Raw genomic sequence first — 20,879 nt, 5'->3', positions numbered from 1 at the left:
AAAAAACATCGCGATTGTTCCTTTAAAAAAACAAGCATGGGTAAATTTCAACTTACCGCATGCTGCTTTTATCAGCAATTAGACTTATCTACATTTCAAATCGCTGTAATAACCACTTAGAAATCGCTTTCAATTGTTCAGGAATGACAGAATGAGGCATTGGATAAGTCTGCCACGTAACATGATAGCCGCCCGCCGTTAAGGCTTCTTTTGCTAACATTCCAGCGGATAATGGTACAACATCATCCTGTAGACCGTGTTGCTGTAATATGGGTGTATTGCGATTCGCCGCACTTAATTCAGCGGGTAACACATCGCCCGTCGGTAAATAGCAAGACAACGCCATAATCCCTGCAAGTGGCTCAGGGAAACGCAGTCCAGAGAATAAACTCATTACTCCACCCTGACTGAATCCCGCTAATACGATACGTTGGCTCGCAATACCCGCTGCGATTTGTTCATTAATTAATGCGGCAACCATTTTCTCCGACTCAAGCACGCCTTGCATATCGGCTCTGTCATGCAAATCCATGCTTTTAATATCGTACCAAGCGCGCATAACGTAGCCACCATTAATGGTCACGGCTTGCTCTGGTGCATGGGGAAAAATAAATCGAATAGCATGATCTACAGGTAAGCCTAATGCAGGCACTACGGGAGCAAATCCGGCCCCCGAATCCCCTAATCCATGTAACCAAATAACCACAGCCGTAGCAGGAGTCTTAGGTTCGACAACAATACGCTCAAGAGAAACTGACATACTAAAAATTCCCAATTCGATATTAAACACTCATCAACTAAAAAATGATGATAAATCTATACGTTAAACACTCATCACCACTCGGGCACAGGTTATTCAGCATCCATGCCCAGCACATCTTGAATCGCACGTAACTGAGTATTTGAGTCCAATACTAAGCTCCAACGTACACCGCCACCATCGGCGATCAGCATAGGAGGCTGACGTCTCAAGCCGATATCCTCAGCACTCGCTTGCAGTACGATACTGGCAACGTTGAGGCGCACTTGAACCTCGAACTCAGTAACGATTAACTTACCCTGCGAAAAATCTAACACCATTATGATAACCGCCCTATGTGAAAACGCCGTCATCATAGCAAACTTGTGCTCTTTTACCGATGGCATTTCCTGACCAGCATTCAAGCCATTAAAGTTTGATTACATTTGAGCTAACAGTGAGATAACAAATCCAGTGAATTATCAGGTAAACTTTTGCGCTAATAGAGTGGGTTAACAGAAAACCAAGCTGAATTGATGGTCTTATCGCCCCAAACTCGAACTAACATACTTCATCATTAGGCTACTATAAATAATGCTTTCACTTCGTCGAACCGTCCTTTGCAGCACCCTAGTCTTTGCCCTGCAACTACTTCCCTACGCTTATGCCAATAGCACTCCAAATACCTTAACCACTGAGCCTACTGCCACTGTTGTACAAGCTGATACGCAGCAGAACCAAGATGCACTGACCTACGCCAATTACACTGAAGTCAGCGTGAGTCATTTGGAACTAGCCCTTACCGTCGATTTTAAGCAAAACCGCTTATCCGGTGAAGCCACCCTCGATTTAGCTTGGCATAAGGTGGGGAAAGAACTCATCTTAGATACTCGAGATCTGACGATTAACAGCGTAAGTGCTTTAAATACAGCGGGAAAATGGCAAAGCATGCCATTCACGTTAGCCAAAGCGGACGCTGTAAAAGGCGCCGCGCTGACCATCAAACTTGCTGATGAAAATAGTCAAAAGGTCAAAATCAATTATCACACGTCGAATAATCCGTCTGGTATTCAATGGTTAACCCCTGAGCAAACCCAAGGTAAACAGTTGCCTTTTATGTTCAGTCAGAGTCAGGCGATTCACGCCCGCAGTTGGATCCCACTGCAAGATACGCCAGCCGTTCGCCAAACCTATAGCGCAATAATTACTACCGATAAAGCCATCACTGTGGTCATGAGTGCCGATCGCAAAACCCTGTCGAGCAGTCAGACCCAATTCACTATGCCGCAGGCTATTCCAGCTTATTTGATTGCCATTGCGGCCGGGCATTTAAAGTTTGCTCCCTTAGATAACATCTCGGGCATTTGGGCTGAGCCAGAGATCCTCGACAAAGCGAGCAAAGAATTTGCCGACACGCCAGAAATGATCAAAATCGCGGCTAAACGTTATGGCGATTACCCTTGGGGACGTTATGACTTACTTATCTTGCCACCAAGTTTCCCCTTTGGCGGCATGGAAAACCCGCGTTTGTCTTTTATTACACCCACAGTGATCGCGGGTGATAAAAGCTTAGTGAGCCTCATCGCCCACGAACTTGCGCACTCGTGGTCGGGTAATTTAGTGACCAACGCCACTTGGCGCGATCTCTGGCTTAATGAAGGTTTTACGACCTATGTTGAGAATCGCATCATGGAAGACCTCTATGGCCGAGACCGAGCACTAATGGAGCAAACCATCAGCTACTCTGAATTGCTTGCAGAGCTTGCAGAACTTACTCCTGCCGATTCAGTGCTACATCTCGATCTCGGTAAACGTTCGCCCGACGAAGCCTTCAGCGGTGTCCCTTATGTAAAAGGCCAGTTGTTCTTAATATTTTTAGAGCAAAAATTTGGCCGTGAACGCTTCGACACTTTTGTAAAAAGCTACTTCGATCATTTTGCATTTCAGAGTATTACTACGGCGCAATTCCGTGAATATTTATCTTTGAATCTATTAAACAAATATCCCCATCTTGTCAGTGAAGGCGAAGTGGATACTTGGATTGAAGGTCAAGGTTTACCGTCATTTCTTGTACCGCCCAATTCCCATGCCTTCGATGATATTGATGCTCAAAGACAAACTTGGCTCGAGGGTAAACTCAGTGCAAGCGAGTTGAAAACCAGCACTTGGACAGTCCACCAGTGGTTAAGATTCATCAATGAAATGCCAAGAGTCAATCTTGGCCAAGCCAAACTTGCTGAGCTAGATAAGGCGTTTCATTTTACGGGCACTGGCAACAGTGAAATTGCTTTCGCATGGTATTCACTCGCCCTAGACAACGGCTATTACGCAGTACTACCCGCATTAAAACAACACTTAACCCATATTGGCCGAATGCGCTTAATCGTGCCTTTATATCAAAAGCTAGCAAGCTCAGATAAATACGACTGGGCCAAGAGTATCTATCTCAACGCTCGATCTGGCTACCATCCCCAAACCCAAGCAAGCTTAGATATGATGTTTGCCGACAAACCACTCGAGCATGAGCATAGCCATTAGCGAGATAAGGAGCCATTAGCGGTTGCGACAATCATTAAGCCATTAGCACCATAAAAACAAAAAGCCCAAACCTAGGTTTGGGCTTTTGCTATTTAATCTTTAGCCTCGATTCATTCAACTCATACTGAACTTATACTCATCTCACATTGAGTCAAATAGAAGCCAAGTTCGAAGCCGAACCCGAAGCCTAAAGATTAGTGGTGATGACCACCAGCGCCATGGGCATGACCGTGGGCGATTTCTTCATCACTCGCATCACGGGCACCTACGACTTCAATATCAAATGTCAGTTCGCGGCCGGCTAATGGATGGTTTACATCCACAGTCGCCATAAACTTACCCATTTTAACGATAGTCACTTGGCGCTGACCTTGGTCGGTATTAACCACAGCTGTCATGCCTGGTTTCCACACTGTCGCACCTAATAAGTGCTTAACCGACACACGTTGGTGTGCGTCAGCATCCGCTACACGCTCACCGTAGGTTTCAGCGGCAGGCAAAGTCACAGTGAACTTTTCACCTATAGCTTTACCGTTTATCGCGTTTTCTACACCTGGCATCATGTTGTCATGACCGTGTAAATAGGCAATCGGATCGCGACCTTCGTTCGTCTCGATCACTTCACCTTTCTCGTCGCGCAGTGTGTAGTTAAACTGCACAACCATATCGTCTTTAATGCTCATCGAATATCCTTTGATTTTCTTCGATTTCAATTGTGGGCCGAGCTTAACAAAACTGCGCTTTTCACTCCACTTTTTTATCCGGCCTCAAAGCACTCAAAACCCGCAGCGAGCGCTCTTTGGCTACAGTAGCTACAGTAACTAAAGTGATAATCCTAAAGCGGTAAACACCTCTGGGCTTGGGAAGCCATCGGCAATCATCTGTTTGCTACGTTGAAAGGCTTGCAACCCTGCCATAGAGTTACGTCCCAACACACCATCAGGCTTACCAACATCAAATCCAGCCTCGTTCAGTTTTGTTTGCAGTTGCTTTACTTGCTCGCGGCTTAGGCGTGGTTGCTCAGGCGGACTGACTGTCAAGGGTTGTCCACCATTAATACGATCGGCCAAATGCCCAACCGTAATGGCATAAAATTCGGAGCGATTCCAACGCATGATCACATTAAAATTCTCATAACCTAAAAAGGCTGGGCCTGTGTGTCCCGCAGGCAAATACAGAGCAGCTTGAATATCGACGGCAGGCAAAGGTTGCCCATTCGACTGCGTTACATTGAGCGCAGCCCATTCCGATAACGACAAGGGCTGTTTCGCGCCTAAATGACTGTAACTAAAATCCTTTGGTAACAAGACTTCACGCCCCCAACGCTGATTACGCTGCCAACCTAAGTGCTGCAAAAAATTCGCGGCAGAAGTGAGCGCATCTGTGGTGCTATTCCATAAATCGGCCTTACCATCGCCATCGCCATCGACCGCATATTTGGCATACGCAGAAGGCATAAATTGCGTATGTCCCATAGCACCTGCCCATGATCCCACCATAGTGTCATCATCGAACTGATACTTTTCTTTCAGTTTTAAGGCTTGCATCAGCTCTATGGTGAAATAATTGCTACGGCGTGGCTCACAGGCCAAAGTCGCCAGCGAATTCAATACCGACATTTTGCCTTTATAGGAACCGTAGTTCGTTTCCAGCCCCCAAAAAGACAAGATATATTGCGGCGGGACACCGTATTTTTGCGCTAATTGATTGAGTAGAACACTGTGCTTTTGCAGTAAGCGGCGGCCTTCATTGACCCGCCATTCGGTCGCGCGCTTACTGAAATAATTATCAAATGTCTGGCTGAATTCGGGTTGCTGTTGGTCCAGCTCAATCACTCGAGGGACAAATTTCAAGTTCGCAATGGTAGAGTTTATCGTCGCCTCTGACAGGCCTTCTGCACGTGCTCGCGCTTGCAGCCCAGTCAAGCACATTGGAAACGCCTCTGCATTAGATTGTACACTAGCACTGATATCGGGCATTTGATTGACTTCAGCAGCTATGCCACTCGCGTTAGAGCTGGTTGCATTAGCACTGGCACTCGCCGTTGGCGCACTTGAACAGGCACTCAGACTGACACAGGCGGCAATACTCGCAAACAGATAAGTTAACCCTTTAATTTTAATCAAATCAACAACTCCAATATTTGATCTCACAACAATCACACTGTTGTGGCTAAACACGACAATCTTCCTTCTTCGAGAGGGAATTGCCCTAGAGAGATATTCGCCTTGGCATAACGAGTTAAAGGTTAGAATCCAAAACACCTTTAACGGCCAAAAGCATAGAAGACACATTTCTCCGCTACGTAAAGCCCCTATCTGAGCCACATTTAGTCAGTAAAACAGCCTGTACCAAGGCGACTCATTACCAATAATCCTGACCCATAGTGACACGTAACACAATCCTTATCGCCATAAATACCTTGCGGCATAGGCTTATTGCTCAGTTATCCAACACAAAAAAATTCTTAACAAAGAATCCCTTGGTATCGCAGCACGTTACCGTATAATGGATAAGTTAACAGCACACATCAAAGAGACCTATCATGACTGAAATCAATGCGGCTTTGGCTGGCTTTATCAAAAATGTAAAACAACATCAGACGCTTTGGGGTCTAATGGATGAAACTGGCGAAGGCTGGGTCGTTTGTGATTCTTCAGAATTTGAAGACACAGATGTGATGCCATTATGGTCAAATGAAGCTACTGCAAAATCCCATTGCAGCGACGAATGGCACGACTATCAACCCGTTTCTATTTCATTAGAAGAATTTCTAGAATATTGGGTCTCAGATCTAAACGACGATGGTGTATTGATCGGTGTTGATTGGCAAACCGATGAAGATTGTCTTGAACTTGATCCGATTGTTTTAGCAAAAGATTTGGTTGATATTGAAGAAGTTTAATCGCTTCAGTATGCCATTGATGGCATCAAGGACTGAGGGGCTCATTCCTTGATGTCTGCTATTCCGCTTATCGATATTCCCTTCGACAAACGCCATACCTGCTGGTTTTGTGGCGAACCGAGTCATCAACACTTCGAATATATCGCACACACACATACACCACATGCTTCGTTAGCTGTGCCCGCCTGCAGCGAATGTTTGCGATTAGCCAAACAACATACTCTTAGCTCCATTTGGGATTGTCGTATGGCCGTCAAAGATGCACTGATGCGTATTTATGCGAAACACCTCGCCATTGGGATTAATTGGACCGAAGAAGAGCTTGCTGAGTCCGAATTCTCCTGCAAAGTGTTTGAAGGTTTTAAAAAAAGTGCTTGGATGATGTACCAAATTGCACGAGACCGTATCAATGCGCCCGGTTGGCCACTGGTATTAGAGGGCGAAGAAATTGACGACCAAGGTTATAACGCAGGTTTTGAATTCGATGGCGTGACTTTTAATTCAGTCAATGCCGCTATCCAATACTATTCGACGCAATTCACCTTAGATCCACAGTTTTTTGCCGAACTTGTGCGCCTCGTCGGTCGAGCAAGATTCAACTATGCCTTAAGGCTCGCCCGTATCCATATCGCCGCCGCCAAAGAAATGAAGCGCCAAGTATTAGACGATGTAGCAGCCGAATTAGCGTTATAATCGAGCGAGTTATAGGTAGTGGGTTGGCAAATGTTTGCAGAAAAGCAGTTAAAAAAGTAGCAGTTGAAAGAATGTGATTCAAAGACCGTATTAACAACTGTTATTAAAGCGTTCATTCAAAGCGCTGAACCTATCGATGATCGACTCAAGGTCAATCACCGATAGTACGAATCTCAAAATGCGATCAGTGATTAATCACTTGTCTTAATCTTTCTTGCACCACTTCCACCAGCAAATCCGGTTGGAACTTAGAAATAAACTTATCACAGCCCACTTTTTCAACCATGGCATGGTTAAAACTGCCACTCAACGAAGTATTTAAGGTGATGAATAAATCCGACATAGCTTTATCGCTACGCACTTCAGAAGTGAGCTTATAACCGTCCATTTCGGGCATTTCGGCATCGGTAATCATCATCAATAATTCTTTGGCAACTTGTTTACCTTCATCACGCCATTTCTGCAATAACGTCAGCGCTTGTAAGCCATCAGATGCCTCAATAATTTCGATACCCAGTTGGCCTAACGTTTCACGCACTTGACGTCTGGCGGTCGATGAATCATCCACAATCAGGATTTTTCTGCCTGGCATTTCATGGACTAAGGTTTCGTCGAGTACACCTTCAGATAAACGGATATCGTAGTGAATGATCTCCGCCAAGACTTTTTCTACGTCGATAATAGACACTAACTGCGACTGACCTTGATGCTCTATGCGAGTAATTGCCGTTAGATAATTATTACGCCCAGCCGTTTTAGGCGGCGGCATAATATCGCTCCAAGTCATGTTGATAATGTGTTCAACCTTACCGACTAAGAAACCCTGCACACTACGGTTATATTCTGTGATGATCATATTGGCATCTTCGTTAGGCGGCACGGGCTTAAACCCTATGGCCGAACGTAAATCAATCACGGGGATGGAAATCCCACGAATATTAGCAACACCAGAAATATGCGGATGACTACCCGGCATCGCATTCAAGGGAGGAAGCTTGACGACTTCTTTGACTTTAAAGACGTTAATGGCAAATAACTGCGTGGAATTAATGCTAAAGAGCAACAACTCAAGTCGGTTCTCACCAACGAGTTTGGTACGCTGATCTACGGTTGCAAGTACGTTTGCCATAATGCTGCTTCTCTACTCTTGAGGAAAATCCTTTCCCCACATGCGACGGATTAGCTCAAATTATAGCGGTAAACTCCCATGAAGAACCATGCCGAGAGTCTATTTTATCTAAAAATTACAACCACTCTCGCAAAGTTCGGCCATAAACTTCGTTTAGCGCATCTCAGATATCTGCATCCCTAAGCTTATATTTTCAGATAATACGCGACATTGCTAATATTTGGTCTTAGTGTTAACGCAATATTTTCTGGGCGAGCACCATACCCGCAAGATTAAAGGCATTTCTATCGCGGACAATCTCAAATCCCAGCTGGCGCAATACCGCTAACAAATCACTATGATTAAAGCGATTCTGCTGTGGATGCTCAAATAAGCGCCGGCTCAATGGATTACAAATTGCGGCACGATATAAATCCTCTATCACAAAGTATCCGTTCGGTTTCAGCACCCTTGCAACTTCCTTAATGGCCGCTTGCCACTCTGGAATATGGTGGAATACGGCAAAATCAAACACCATATCAAACTCGCCATCGCCAAAGGGTAAACATGTTGCATCAGCAACCGAGAAACTCAGCCCTTTTAACCCTTGCGGCCGAGATTGCCAACGGGATTGTGCGGAGGCAACCATTTCAGGATCGATATCCACGGCCGTGATATGTCCCGCGCCAAAATATTCGCGGATCAACTGAATGCCGTTACCAAACCCACAACCTATTTCTAATGCGCGTTCGCACAAAGCCATAGGTTTTGGCATCATAGACGTTAGTAAAGGCGCTTCGAGATGATTTTGTAGCCAAAAACGTAATGGATGCTGAACGATCTTTTTCTCAAATGGATTTAATTTCATGCCATCCTCTCACTATGGGTAAACTACTGTTGAATAATTTTACTGATCGAACTGCCATTATGGTACGTAATGATAGGAACATAAGTTCACCAGAGGCCACGATGAAATTACCTCTTTTTCCATTACCCATTTGTTTATTGCCCGAAGGTTACACACAACTGCGGGTATTTGAACCTAGATATAAGCGCTTGGTCGCCGAATCATTAAAGTCAGGCCAAGGCTTTGGCTTATGTATGCTTGAAGAGGATGGTAAAACCATTCAGCCCATAGGCACCTTAGTGCATATTATTGATTTTGAAACCTTACCAGACGGACTATTAGGGATCAGTATTCAAGGTTCTAAACGCTTTAAACTTGATAAAATCAGTGTCGAAGCCGATGGTTTAAAACGCGGAAACGTCAGTTTAATCGACAATTGGCCTGCTGTACGTATTGCGACCGATGAACGTTACTTGAGTCAAATGTTACAAAACATTCTTAAGGAATATCCGCAACATCTCAAGCACTACCAAACAGAACAGTTCGATGATATCGCTTGGGTCTGCCAGCGCTGGCTAGAAATATTACCCGTACAAGCATCCGAAAAGTACACCTGCATTAATGCCTTAGATCATATTATGACCCGAGATCTATTGCGGGCCGTCATTAAATAATACTGTGAATGATCCTTTATTTAAGCCACTTCGTATTGATTGAAAGTTTGACAGCAAAAATGGGCTCAGAAGTGCAACACACTTCTCAATTTTGTCGTTACTGATATCACACTCAGCACTCACGACTGCGATAAGAGCGAAAATAATGGAAAATATTCAATCACAAAGCAGGCAAACTCGGTATCATGTCCCAATCACGTCTCTGACTAATTCGGCTATGGATAACGAAATTCCAGCTTCCCAAACCTGCGAGCCTCAAGCGGATGCTTTAATCACGTTTATGCTACAAGTAGCAGACAACCGAGACAGAGCCGCCTTTGGTCACTTATTCCAGCATTTCATGCCCAAGATCCGAGCCTTTGGTTTACAAAGACTGAATCAACAAGGGTTGGCGATGGATTTAGTACAAGAAACCATGACCAGCGTTTGGACTAAGGCTCATCTATATAATGCAGAAAAAGGGTCAGTGACAACTTGGGTGTTTACCATCATGCGTAATCAATGTTTCGATATGCTTAGACGGGTACAACACAATAGAGAAGATACTTTCGGTGATGATATTTGGCCGCTGTGTGATGCGACCATGGCTCAAGACACACTCACTGATCACAAGTTGACTGCTAAATTACTCCAACATCTTGATGCCCTTCCCATAGCACAAAGACAAGTTGTGCAAGGCATTTACATGCAAGAACTCACTCAACAAGAGCTAGCCGATGCCCTAAAGGTACCAATAGGGACCATAAAGTCCCGTTTAAGATTAGGGCTAGAAAAGTTGAAAAGCTTCTTGGAGACACACAATGATTAAGCATCATCCCCAACAAGAATTACTCGTCAGCCATGCCAATGGGAACTTACCTTTATCAATGGCGATAGCAATATCCGCACACTGCGACCTATGTGAGACTTGTCGAGAGCAGCTTGCCCTATTCACAGAACAAGCTGCAAATTTAGCATTAAATCCTGATGGCGGTCATGCTGCAAATGATACGGGCGAAGAGTTGATGCACAGAGAGTATGTTAAGGTGCAACACTCAGGCGACAATCAAGAATCGGCATTGGACATTGACGCTATGATGGCGCAAATCATGGCTCAACCGGCAGCGACAAATGTGCCTAATAACGCCCCTATCGATGTCGACATAAAGCAACAGCATTACACTGTGCCCTCGGTGTTTCGTCAGCATTTGGCCCGTCCATGGCAAATATTAGGCAAAGTCAGTCGCATGCGTTTTGATGTCGATGAAACGAACACCCGCGCTAGCCTATTGCATATAGATGCCCAAGGTGAAATCCCCCAACATACCCATAAAGGTTATGAACTAACACTATTACTAGCCGGAGAGTTTTCCGATCTTAATGGTGACTATGTGCCAGGTGATTTTATCGTGCTTGACGGCCAACATCATCACTCACCGAAAACCATTAACGGTTGCTTATGCTACACAGTATTAGATGCACCGCTGCATTTTACCAAAGGTCTGAGTAAGCTACTCAATCCCATAGGTGAACTGATTTATTAAACCTTTTGACTGAGTTTTTTAAACAACAGCAAACGCATAGATTCATTTATAAATTCAGTTTAATGAGTCCATTACATAACTGACTACGATTACTCCCATTAAAATGACCTGTTTTAGTGGGATTTTTTATAACATTTACCTATAAAACGGCAATATTAACCTTAGTCAATTACCACAAAAATAAAAACGAACCCATAAACAGTCCTGACAATTCCTCTTTAAATCAAGCAAATAGTCACGAAAAATACACTTTAATTCAACATTAGCAAATAAATAATGACATCGGATAAAAATTAAACTTGCATAAGCCATTTTTATTGATATACTGCACGTCGTTTTGAGATACACCTTGTTGTTTACCTTTTTAACCCAGCCTGATATTTAGCAATCAGAGTTCGGTCCTCATAAAGAAAGCCTACTACAAGCAAAACCCCATAAGCTCAATCATTCGATATCACTAAAATCATGTGGTTATGTCTGTGAACTTACCGTTCTCCTTGTTGTCATAGTATTGTCATTAAGCTATGGTCAACTGGTTGAATCGAGTTATTCCATTGACGTAATCGACAACATGAAATATTTATCGATTAAGCATCTCTTGATTAATGAATCAAAGATGGGGTAACCTCGATACTCAATAGAACGAATCTTTCGCACAATTGCTAAGGATATTTTATAGTTACAACTATCTCACCTATGGGTGAATTAACAAAAAGGAGTGTGGCATATGTCATACAAAATTAATGGACATGAAATTACAGTGAACTTCCCTGTAGATTCAATCTCAGTAAATAAAACCTCAATTGCTTTTACCGATCGTCAAGGTAAAAACAGACAGACTTTTTCTAAACGTACAGAAGCCATCAGCTTTATGAAATGGTTATTGTCCGCGAACAAATAAGTCAAAAAGTAAGTAAAACGATAAGTTAAAAATTAATACCGCAGTACCCGTTTACTCAAGTGTATTTAATCGGTTTCCATTATCTTCGCAGTACCGAGCACTTAAGTAGACTGATAGCCGAATGTCACGAACACGCTATCCTTTTTTACGTCATTATGACGAGCACATTTGGTTCAGGCTGTATCTCTCTCACACAGATACCTGCCGAACCAAATGAGTCAAATCCAGCGTTAGATCACCTCTTTCCATTGCAGCATCCGCTAATATTCATACACATGAATACTGTTCAGCACATCATCTATGCCAAAACCCAATACTCAAATTGCCATGCAAACCTTGATAAACCAGATCAAAGAGACTATTACACTCAATTTAGAAGAAGCACAACTGTGCCAGGGACAATGTTTAGGTTGTTCGAAGAAAATGCTGGAAATGTTAGATGCCGAAATCAGTTATTGGCAATTTAGTGAGGTGACGCCTAGCCTAAAAGATTTAAAAAACCTCGAAAACATTGGCTGTCGTACCTATAAAATTCTTAAACGGAACCAGTTACTGTCTTAATCGCTTGTATTTGCATTTGACTATTTATGGGACGTTTTACTTACACGACTTAAAATAAATTCAAAACTTAACTGACAATATGACCCTAATAGAAATCACATTGCCAGTTTTATCTTCGCTATTGTCGATAGCCGTTAAAAATCACAAATCGATAGGCTCAACTTCTAGACTCTGCCAACCTTGCGCGAATATCTGCCAAAGAATATTCCGTTAATAGTTCACCATCGGCAAATACGGGAACAAACTCGCAATTGTTGACATCTTGCCAGCTGGCTTGATCTTTAAGATAAAATTGACCCTGCTCATCTTTAAATACCGCCACTAAACCCTTAGCAGATTTTTTAGTGCCATCATCTGTTTTAGGATCTTTAAATATTTCTCTATCTTTACCATCAACTTTCGCAAAGGTCGCTTTCACAGCATAACCGTCAGTATCTCGGGTCACGTGTTGATAGGTAAAACTGCCAATTCCAAACACAATATTGGTTGACGCAAACCCTTTGGCCTTTAATCCGGCACAAATGGCTTCAGCCCGTTCAATGGTGATTGAATCGCCATAAATCAGTCCAACATGGCTATTCAGCGCTTTGTAACCTTTGGCTGTTGTGCTGCCCCCAAAGACGTCCCACAGACACTCAATAGCGCCTTTATATTCAGGACTCCCGATTGGTGCTTGTGGATCGCCACAAATGATTTTCACAGGGCAACCCGTATCAGGCCTAAACACCACTTTGCCATCGCGGGCAAGAATGCGGTCTTTTAACGCTAAGGTGAATTCTGTCATCACCTGCCAAAAATCCCAAGAATCTGAAACAATGCTGACAATGCCCGTTGGGTAAATATCTTCAATCAAACGGCGGAACGTCTCTAATTCATTCTCCATGCCACCCGCGCACATGACACTGTGCTCCGTTGCGGGCACACTGCCACCGACAAGTTCTTTATCACTATCGGCAAGGTAATATTGCTCAAGAAAATCAATGGCGGGTATGGTATCAGTCCCAGTAAAACTGAGTAAATGTGCGGCGCCGCTCATTACAGCGGCCTCTGCACCATACATGCCACGGAAACTAAAATCGTGCCCCTGCCAATCAACAAAAGCGATGTCACCATCGGTTTCTAGCGCGTAAGTCTCAAATATTTTGCGGTATTGCAGTGCGGTAGTGGCACTGGTACACATACCCCACACATTAGCGGAAAGGATGGTTTCGAGATAATTGGTCAACCAAAAGAACCGCTCATCAGTATTGTACAAAATCAAGCAAGGCACTTTTAATGGATACACTGAGCCTTCAGGTAATGCCATAATTTTAATTGGTAAATAACCTAAATCATGCAACTCCTCAATATGCTGAGTGCCAACATTATTCGGCCCGAGATAGTTATTGATACGGCGGGAGAATTGACGAATGACCTGATCTTTGGGTTGTTGAAAGAAATCACGGTTCCAACTGTCAATCAAGAAATGCTTGATAAAATATTGCAAGCCAAAAAACACCATTTGGTCAGTGTAACCACGACGGGATTTACGGGCAGTCAGGTTACTAAAAATCACCTGAGTATTATCGGGATATTGACGACGGTGGTCGACTTTGTAACCATCAATAGCAGTAACGGGATTCAAGTACATAATATTTTCCTTAATGATTCATATAACTCAAAACAGCATGGCAATGACAGAACTCACTCGAAATATGTTTGGGGACACCTAAACTATCGGTACAAAATAATCTGTCTATGCCCGCCTCGCACAGAGCCAACTCGCTGGCCTTATCTTCATAATGTGACACGATCAAAATGACGCTTTGGGCCCCCTTTTGCTTTAATTTGATGGCAAGTTCAATAAAAGTTCTGCCACCCGCGCAAATGTCGTCAACGATTAAGCAGGTTTTACCCGATAAGTCATCACAGAACACCTCGGTAGCGATAATATGGCCATTGACCACATCACGATGTTTATCGGCCCTGATCACCGGCATTCCCTGTAACGCTTTAGCTAAGCCGAATACTTTTTTATTCGCCCCCGCATCGGGCGAGACTAACACTAGCTCACCCGATAATTGGGCAGTGATAGCGGCGACAAAGCTGTGATTGTCTATAACCTGAACTCGGTCTAACAATGCGGCGGTGACATCGCTGTGAGGGTCAAAAACGCTGACCGAAGCATATTGCTGCTGATTAATTAGGCTAGCATAGACTTTTACCGACAAGGCCTCACCTGCATTACACACTCTATCTTGGCGAGCACCCGGCATATAAGGCAGCAACAGATCAATTTGCTCTGCACCACTGCGACGCAATGCATCAGTTAACAACAAGAGCTGCATGATGGAATGATCGCCACGATAACCGAAGAAAACTGTGACGCGTTTCGCTGGAGGAACCAGTAGTTGAACATGGTTTTCCCCCGCACCAAATTGAAATAAACGGTAGTGAGTCTCATCGCTAGCGGCGGGTAGCTGATAAAAATCGGCTTGTAAGCATTGAGAATTCGAAACAGCTTGAGATGTTTGAATTTGTTGAGACACTTGAATGCGTTGAGACATACTAACCTCCTGTCTATGGCAAGATTACCGCAATTAACGGCGCCCTTGTTGTCTACAGAATCAATAGTGTCTCAAAGACATTAATATGTAAAGTTGATTTTTAGACTATTTATAACGCCGTAAACAAACATGATATAGCAAAAGAGTATATAGTGTCCTTTGGACACTATTTATGGGTATGACAACTACAAAGCTGCAATATGAGCGGTGAGTAATAGAAAAACAGGAGACGTTAGGGCAACGGCTGCAATCGAACCGTCTTTACAGACTCCAAGTCACTATGAATAAGACATAAGCACTCGCTGTTACTCATATTGAGCAAAGCAATATCTTGCTTAAATCCTTATTCACTGTGATCAACATTCTAAATTTCTTAAGAAGCGATACGATGCAGTATCGGGTTTCAAGCGGTATAAATTAGCAGGACGCCCCCGTTCGGTGCGCTTCAATCCGGTATCGATCAATAAATCCGCCTGCTCCACTCGCCGACGAAAAGATTTCCCTTGGATAGGCTTACCCAGTAAGACTTCATGTACATGCTGCAGTTCTGGCAAAGTGAAAGGTTCTGAGAGTGCAAAGCCCGGCACTAAGGAATACAAGGCTTTCTGGGTTAAACGTTCGCGCGCTTGCTTGATTAACTGCAAATGATCAAACGCTAAGGGTATCTGTAACACATCCGCTAATGGCCACCATTTAGCATCACTCACTGAATCAATCTGTATTTGGCAGGCTTGATAACTCATCAACGCTGTATAACACACAGTCACCGACCAGCCTCGCACATCGCGATGACGATTACCGAGAGTGCAAAGTTGCTCAATATAAGGCGGCACTACTGCCGTTTTTTCCTGCAATTTGCGTAACACCGCTTCCTCAAGGGATTGATCGCAATGTTCATCAATAAAGCCTCCAGGTAATCCCCAAAAACCTAAAAAAGGATGATTTGAGCGTTGCACTAAAAGTACTTTAAGTTGCTGATCATGGTAGGTAAACAATACAGCATCCACTGTCAGTAGCTGAGCCTTAAAAACCTTAGGATCGTAATTGGCGAGATATTCCGCTTCAGTCATTGATATTTCTCATCGTTCCAAATAATCAGCTTAACTTAGCATTACATAGCTTCAAACATATTATGTCTTAGCGTCACTAAGTCAATGCTCAGAGGCACAGGATAAGCCACTTCGCCCAAATTTACGCTGATAACGTGGCAACATGGTCTCGTTCCCGAGTAAGCCACCTTGGTGAATATACATCACTGGACGAGAGCCTCCGCCTTGTAAATATTCCTCAAGCACAATAAAACCTAAGGGATCGTAGAGTAATTCAAACTGCACGCCTGAGGCGCAGACCCGCTGCCACATGGCATAAAATTCGGGATAAAGTTTACCAAAATGATATTTCTTGCCGACATTAACAATCTGTGGATGCTCACTGGTATTGGAATTAAGTAAGGAAAATTGCAAGCGCAAATAATCATCGCCACCGACAACGGCACAAGTCACGACGCGAATATCCGTTTGCTGATGGATAAAATACTGATTTAAAAATAATGCTGTCGTTCCCGTCCCCGAAGGTAAAAACACCGTTAAATCAACCAATCCATTCGCCTTCGCAAACTGTACTATCTCTTGCGCCAATCTATTAACCCCGTATTCGGCGTAAGCACAGCTCCCTCCCTCTGGGATAAAAAGCGCCGTCGGCTCATTCACGAGTACTTGAGCCTCGATATAATCTTGGCAACTCAGTCGCACATCACCCACTTGCGCTGTAGGGTCAGGCCTAGCATTAAGATTTGACAAAACGTGAGGTTCAGATTGCGACTGAGTGCACGCCTGCTTTTGTGCTATTAACACACTTAAATCGATAATATTAGCGCCATTCGCTAAAGCGGCAGCGTAATTGCCCGTAGGATGTTTAACCACTTGACTGGCAATATGATCTACATAAAAATCACATCGCCAGCCTTTCATCTTCGCTAATGTTGACAATGAATACAGTGAGTTAGCCAATGGCGAGCCGTGACCTATCACCTTGCTGATGCCTGCAAACTCATGATCTAAAAAATAGCCGAATTTGCGAGCTTTATTGCCACTAAACGCCGGATGCAGTAAATCATCACGTTTTAGGAATATGTCTCTGCCAGCAAAGGCAAATGTATCGACAGGGGAATTTGCAAACATCAAGCTACTCAAACGATTAAATTCTCTGGTTTTTAAACCAGTTAAGGGAAGGCTAGTGTAACTCCGCCCTTCCTGTTACGCCCTTAAGAAATTATCAATTTGGCGAAAAACTAGTGAAAATGACACATGAATCTCGAATACATATAATTAACCAATTGATTATGAACAATTTAAATAGTTGGCATAGTTATCGCTTAGACATTGACATATATTCAATTTATCGAAGCTAACGATAAAGGCTAACAGGGTAAACATAAGGAGCTTTCAATGGCTGTATTACGCTTAATATTCAACATAGCTTGGTTTGTACTCGGCGGATTTGTGATGGGACTCGCTTGGTGGCTCGCAGGTATCCTGTGTTTTATCAGTATCATTGGTATTCCCTTCGGCCGCGCCTGTTTTGTTATCGGCGAAATGACCTTTTGGCCCTTCGGCCAAGAACAAATGAACCGTCGCCACTTAACTGGACGTGAAGACTTGGGCACAGGTGCATTAGGCATGGTAGGAAATATCATTTGGTTCTTACTGTTTGGGATCTGGTTAGCCATAGGGCATTTGGTCCACGCCTTAGCTTGTTTTGTGACGATTATCGGTATTCCCTTTGGGATACAGCATCTTAAGTTGGCTTTACTCAGCCTCACACCGATAGGCCAAACCGTAGTGGCTAAAGCTTAATAAGACAATGCGTTAACTGCGCTATTCACTCTCGATTATTTGGTTTCAAGAGTGGATAGCGCTTTGTCATCCCATACAGTAAATATCGCTTCGTTTAAGGCTATTTCTTCCTCCAATAAATCGTTGCAATCATATTGAGTATTGGCAGGCTCACTATCCACAGAAAACTGCACTTGCGGCTTAGTCGCCCCCACAATGTCCAACAGATAATGCGCCAGTTTTGCGGGTGCATCTATAGCTGCATCGTGACCGCAATACGCGAGTACAATCAAATCGGTGTAAAAATGCCGTGCTAGCGCCTTACTCGATGCCATACTCACCAGCGCATCACGGTCACCGCAGAGCACAGTTATCGGTACTTCCACTGTCAATGGACATTGGTATTGAAAAGCCGCCCAAAGTTGTCGCCATACATTGCGTCTACTTGGTGTGGTATCGCGGCGAAACTCACTCCACTTGACAATTAAATCTCGGTCTCGCCGATGACGAAAACTGGTTAAACGCACTATAGTCGACTCGATTGGATGTAAAGCGTTACCCCGAGCCCGCATGAAAAAAGCCTTCAATGCATTCAGCGGGTTAAATCTTTGATACCAAGACGATAAATTTGCCGCACTGCTGTTTAATACAAAGACATGCCTTATCTGCCAAGGTCGCTGGCATGCCATTTCCAGCGCCAACATACCGCCCATAGACAAGCCGAGGAGATAAATAGTCTCCCCTTCCTGTACCTGCTCATCCAATTGCTGCCACACGGCATAGGCATAATCAGCAATCTTAAGCGGACTTAATTCGTGGGATAGCGTCCCATTGCCCGGAAGATCCGGTGTCAGCACTCGCAATCCCTTTTGTCGCAGACGCTGATCGAAACCATTCCAATGGCGCTGATCACGCATTAACCCCCTTAATATCACCCAAGTGGTCATGACTGAGACTCCCAATACCAATAATGCCATGCGCACTCTGTCAGCTCAGCCAAACGTTCAGGTGTTAACTGCTCTAACGATTGGGCATAGGCCGCTTCCATCATAAATTGCATGAGTACTGTATGCCTGCGTAAAATCCTGTGGTGACGATGTGTTTTTTGTGGATTAAAAAAGCCAGCAAAATTAAATATTTGTCTAGGATTCTTCTTTATCCATGCCCAAGATCCCATCTCTAATGTCAAAGGTAAAAATGGCACCTGAGCAGAAGGATCAGCCACTTGGTGCTGGCGATAGAGATAATCCCAAATATCACCATGAGTGCGATAAAACTGGCTCTGCGGCGCCAACCGATAATGACCGTGATGGGGATAACTCTGTTCAAATAATTGTTTTAGATGAAAAATATAATTGGCATTTTCGAAGGCGGTACGGGTATGGGCGTAGGGGAACCAGATATGATCACTCAAGCCAAATCCCGAGTGGGCATCAAGCGAAATCAAACTTGTGCTGCGACTCAACAGTTGTTGTACATAGGCAACTAAGCCCGCAGTTTCCAGCTCCATTCCCCCAATACCGCGATACCAGGGCAGCCGTGACGATATACGCTGTCCTCCCACCATAAAGGACACTTTTTCACGGGATTCTATCGGAGCGTTACGCATCAAATCCACTTGATTACCATTGCCCCGCGTTCCCATGAATAACCCAACAGGATTCACTACAGGTACAAAAGCTAACCGCAGGCCCGTTAACATCTGTTGTAGGTGTTTATCCCAAACAAGCCGCTGCAATAAACTGTTTAACAATGCCAAAATAACTTGAGATCCAATACGCTCAACCCCATGCACGCCCCCCACAAAGAGTACTGTCGGACAAGGCGTATCTGTACCACCTAACTCAACACTGTAAAGGGGGAAATGCTCTTGGCGGAATGGAATGTCGGCAAGGATCTGATAATCTAACTTAAGATGATGAGTATCAATGAGTTGCTGCAGCGTATCTAACTCAAATGGAAGCTCAAAAGGAAGTTTCTTCATGTCACCTTAATCAATAAAATGAGAGAACAACTCATGCCGTTAAAGTGATACTAATAGTGAACAAAGACAAAATGATGACAAACTGCATATCAGAAGTGACTGTACGGGGAAATAAGCGGAAAAATAACGAGTAAAACAAAGAATAAACTATCCTAAAACCCTACATTAGTCTTCACGATAAAGTAGCTCTCCAATGATGGTTTCTACGTCAACCAGCGCTAAACCTTGGTCAACAATATCTCGCCAACGCCGTCCCTCTTCTGTATTACGAAACGCGATATAGAGCTGCTTATTCGCCAGAATTTTCCGATTGATTTGCAACTTTGTCGCCAGCGGCTGTAAGGGCTTTTGCTTGAGTAAATAGTGCAGAACGTTGACATCAATCACCGCGGCATCAATCCGACCTGCGGCAACTTTTTTGACATTATGCTCATCCGAAGTCACAGCTTCAGTCCGCTGTACACCGGAAACGATCATGCGATCTAAGGCCTGAGTATTCACATAATCTTTCACCACACCTAAGGTATAGCGATTAAGATCTTCAATATAATTCCAACTTACTGGATGGGACTTTTGCTCCACTAGCCCCAATGGACTTTCGCCAATCGGTTTTGAAAAAATAAACTTTTCAGTTTCTACATAGTATTCAGGAAAATAACCCATGTAGTCAGAGTTCGGCATAGTCGTAAGTTTGACAGCGCGGCTCCACGGATAAAAATCCACTTTTAACTGATGTCCCATAACGTTCAGCGCCGCCCGTACCACGGCAATACTGGCACCCTGCTCCGTTAATTGCTCTCCTGAATAAGGCGGCCAAAGTAAAGAAGTGAGCATTAAGGTATCCGCTTTAGCTACGCTCAATCCCATAAAGGAAAGACAATACACAAGGAGCATTGAACGCCATCGAACCATTTAGTACTCCTTTGCCTACATGGATTTACGACTACATCATCGACAACTTAACGCTTTCGTTTTTATCTGCCGAGATTTTATGACTGGTTAGATTTTATGACTAGTTTTAGTATA

The 20,879-nt window shown here is 43.8% G+C and carries 22 protein-coding genes; 9 read left to right on the top strand and 13 right to left on the bottom strand.

Annotated elements, in window-relative coordinates; all coding sequences use genetic code 11:
* Nucleotides 1-88: 88 nt before the first annotated feature.
* Together AAA952_RS02145 and AAA952_RS02140 are read right to left on the bottom strand one after the other, a co-directional pair.
* Nucleotides 89-760 (bottom strand): alpha/beta hydrolase, encoded by a 672-nt coding sequence (locus tag AAA952_RS02145; protein WP_113940901.1) that lies wholly within the window; start codon nucleotides 758-760, stop codon nucleotides 89-91.
* Between the two features lie 92 nt (nucleotides 761-852).
* The gene (locus AAA952_RS02140) at nucleotides 853-1,080 is read right to left on the bottom strand and encodes a DUF3389 family protein (RefSeq protein ID WP_106651841.1); all 228 of its coding nucleotides are present in this window, start codon (nucleotides 1,078-1,080) and stop codon (nucleotides 853-855) included.
* 253 nt (nucleotides 1,081-1,333) lie between these two features.
* Between AAA952_RS02140 and AAA952_RS02135 the strand changes: the two genes are divergently transcribed.
* Nucleotides 1,334-3,277, top strand: coding sequence for a M1 family metallopeptidase (locus AAA952_RS02135; protein ID WP_338254007.1), 1,944 nt, complete (start codon nucleotides 1,334-1,336; stop codon nucleotides 3,275-3,277).
* Nucleotides 3,278-3,471: 194 nt separating this feature from the next.
* On the opposite strand, the gene AAA952_RS02130 is transcribed toward AAA952_RS02135, so the two are convergent.
* Nucleotides 3,472-3,960 carry an FKBP-type peptidyl-prolyl cis-trans isomerase gene (locus tag AAA952_RS02130; protein WP_105252202.1) on the bottom strand — a complete coding sequence of 163 codons (489 nt, stop codon included), beginning with the start codon at nucleotides 3,958-3,960 and terminating at the stop codon, nucleotides 3,472-3,474.
* Between the two features lie 138 nt (nucleotides 3,961-4,098).
* Nucleotides 4,099-5,403 (bottom strand): lytic murein transglycosylase, encoded by a 1,305-nt coding sequence (locus tag AAA952_RS02125; RefSeq protein ID WP_338254004.1) that lies wholly within the window; start codon nucleotides 5,401-5,403, stop codon nucleotides 4,099-4,101.
* Nucleotides 5,404-5,822: 419 nt separating this feature from the next.
* On the opposite strand from AAA952_RS02125, the gene AAA952_RS02120 reads away from it, so the two are divergent.
* Together AAA952_RS02120 and AAA952_RS02115 are read left to right on the top strand one after the other, a co-directional pair.
* Nucleotides 5,823-6,182, top strand: a complete 360-nt coding sequence (locus AAA952_RS02120; RefSeq protein ID WP_338254002.1) for a DUF2750 domain-containing protein — start codon at nucleotides 5,823-5,825, stop codon at nucleotides 6,180-6,182.
* A 51-nt stretch (nucleotides 6,183-6,233) separates the two neighbouring features.
* Complete coding sequence (locus AAA952_RS02115; protein ID WP_338254001.1) at nucleotides 6,234-6,875, top strand: hypothetical protein; 642 nt, start codon at nucleotides 6,234-6,236, stop codon at nucleotides 6,873-6,875.
* Nucleotides 6,876-7,059: 184 nt separating this feature from the next.
* Here AAA952_RS02115 and AAA952_RS02110 read toward each other — a convergent pair whose 3' ends face one another.
* On the bottom strand, nucleotides 7,060-8,004 hold the full coding sequence (locus tag AAA952_RS02110; RefSeq protein ID WP_105252200.1) for a chemotaxis protein CheV: 945 nt from the start codon (nucleotides 8,002-8,004) through the stop codon (nucleotides 7,060-7,062).
* A 232-nt stretch (nucleotides 8,005-8,236) separates the two neighbouring features.
* Nucleotides 8,237-8,851: a class I SAM-dependent methyltransferase gene (locus tag AAA952_RS02105; protein ID WP_338253996.1), complete on the bottom strand. Its 615-nt coding sequence runs from the start codon at nucleotides 8,849-8,851 to the stop codon at nucleotides 8,237-8,239.
* A 101-nt stretch (nucleotides 8,852-8,952) separates the two neighbouring features.
* Here AAA952_RS02105 and AAA952_RS02100 point away from each other — a divergent pair, with 101 nt between their 5' ends.
* The 5 genes from AAA952_RS02100 (at nucleotide 8,953) to AAA952_RS02080 (ending at nucleotide 12,489) form a co-directional block, all read left to right on the top strand.
* Nucleotides 8,953-9,504: an LON peptidase substrate-binding domain-containing protein gene (locus AAA952_RS02100; protein WP_338253994.1), complete on the top strand. Its 552-nt coding sequence runs from the start codon at nucleotides 8,953-8,955 to the stop codon at nucleotides 9,502-9,504.
* Nucleotides 9,505-9,649: 145 nt separating this feature from the next.
* Entirely contained in the window at nucleotides 9,650-10,312 is a 663-nt protein-coding gene (locus AAA952_RS02095) for a sigma-70 family RNA polymerase sigma factor (RefSeq protein ID WP_028759609.1), read from the top strand.
* A complete protein-coding gene (locus AAA952_RS02090; protein ID WP_263203058.1) occupies nucleotides 10,305-11,027 on the top strand; it encodes a ChrR family anti-sigma-E factor in 723 nt (240 codons plus the stop codon). Before AAA952_RS02095 ends, AAA952_RS02090 begins: the two co-directional genes overlap by 8 nt.
* Before the next feature lie 727 nt (nucleotides 11,028-11,754).
* Nucleotides 11,755-11,928 (top strand): hypothetical protein, encoded by a 174-nt coding sequence (locus AAA952_RS02085; RefSeq protein WP_006082106.1) that lies wholly within the window; start codon nucleotides 11,755-11,757, stop codon nucleotides 11,926-11,928.
* A gap of 300 nt (nucleotides 11,929-12,228) precedes the next feature.
* Nucleotides 12,229-12,489, top strand: a complete 261-nt coding sequence (locus AAA952_RS02080) for a hypothetical protein (RefSeq protein WP_338253977.1) — start codon at nucleotides 12,229-12,231, stop codon at nucleotides 12,487-12,489.
* A 157-nt stretch (nucleotides 12,490-12,646) separates the two neighbouring features.
* Here AAA952_RS02080 and AAA952_RS02075 read toward each other — a convergent pair whose 3' ends face one another.
* From AAA952_RS02075 to AAA952_RS02060, 4 genes are all read right to left on the bottom strand, one after another.
* Nucleotides 12,647-14,119 (bottom strand): nicotinate phosphoribosyltransferase, encoded by a 1,473-nt coding sequence (locus tag AAA952_RS02075; RefSeq protein WP_263176600.1) that lies wholly within the window; start codon nucleotides 14,117-14,119, stop codon nucleotides 12,647-12,649.
* 10 nt (nucleotides 14,120-14,129) lie between these two features.
* Nucleotides 14,130-15,035: a ribose-phosphate diphosphokinase gene (prs, locus tag AAA952_RS02070; RefSeq protein ID WP_338253974.1), complete on the bottom strand. Its 906-nt coding sequence runs from the start codon at nucleotides 15,033-15,035 to the stop codon at nucleotides 14,130-14,132.
* A 356-nt stretch (nucleotides 15,036-15,391) separates the two neighbouring features.
* A complete protein-coding gene (locus AAA952_RS02065) occupies nucleotides 15,392-16,105 on the bottom strand; it encodes an NUDIX hydrolase (RefSeq protein WP_338253972.1) in 714 nt (237 codons plus the stop codon).
* Between the two features lie 81 nt (nucleotides 16,106-16,186).
* Nucleotides 16,187-17,215 (bottom strand): pyridoxal-phosphate dependent enzyme, encoded by a 1,029-nt coding sequence (locus AAA952_RS02060; RefSeq protein ID WP_338253970.1) that lies wholly within the window; start codon nucleotides 17,213-17,215, stop codon nucleotides 16,187-16,189.
* Between the two features lie 267 nt (nucleotides 17,216-17,482).
* Between AAA952_RS02060 and AAA952_RS02055 the strand changes: the two genes are divergently transcribed.
* A complete protein-coding gene (locus AAA952_RS02055) occupies nucleotides 17,483-17,890 on the top strand; it encodes a YccF domain-containing protein (protein ID WP_028759602.1) in 408 nt (135 codons plus the stop codon).
* 35 nt (nucleotides 17,891-17,925) lie between these two features.
* On the opposite strand, the gene AAA952_RS02050 is transcribed toward AAA952_RS02055, so the two are convergent.
* The 3 genes from AAA952_RS02050 to AAA952_RS02040 form a co-directional block, all read right to left on the bottom strand.
* Nucleotides 17,926-18,816 carry an alpha/beta fold hydrolase gene (locus AAA952_RS02050; protein ID WP_338253966.1) on the bottom strand — a complete coding sequence of 297 codons (891 nt, stop codon included), beginning with the start codon at nucleotides 18,814-18,816 and terminating at the stop codon, nucleotides 17,926-17,928.
* Nucleotides 18,813-19,853, bottom strand: a complete 1,041-nt coding sequence (locus AAA952_RS02045) for a M14 family metallopeptidase (protein WP_338253964.1) — start codon at nucleotides 19,851-19,853, stop codon at nucleotides 18,813-18,815. Before AAA952_RS02045 ends, AAA952_RS02050 begins: the two co-directional genes overlap by 4 nt.
* A gap of 165 nt (nucleotides 19,854-20,018) precedes the next feature.
* On the bottom strand, nucleotides 20,019-20,765 hold the full coding sequence (locus AAA952_RS02040) for a substrate-binding periplasmic protein (RefSeq protein ID WP_338253961.1): 747 nt from the start codon (nucleotides 20,763-20,765) through the stop codon (nucleotides 20,019-20,021).
* Nucleotides 20,766-20,879 lie beyond the last annotated feature (114 nt).

The sequence above is a fragment of the Shewanella sp. M-Br genome (assembly GCF_036245925.1).
In the GTDB taxonomy this organism is placed as follows: domain Bacteria; phylum Pseudomonadota; class Gammaproteobacteria; order Enterobacterales; family Shewanellaceae; genus Shewanella; species Shewanella oncorhynchi.
The sequence above is the reverse complement of the archived record's forward strand: the minus strand, read 5'-3'. Positions and strand labels throughout refer to the sequence as shown.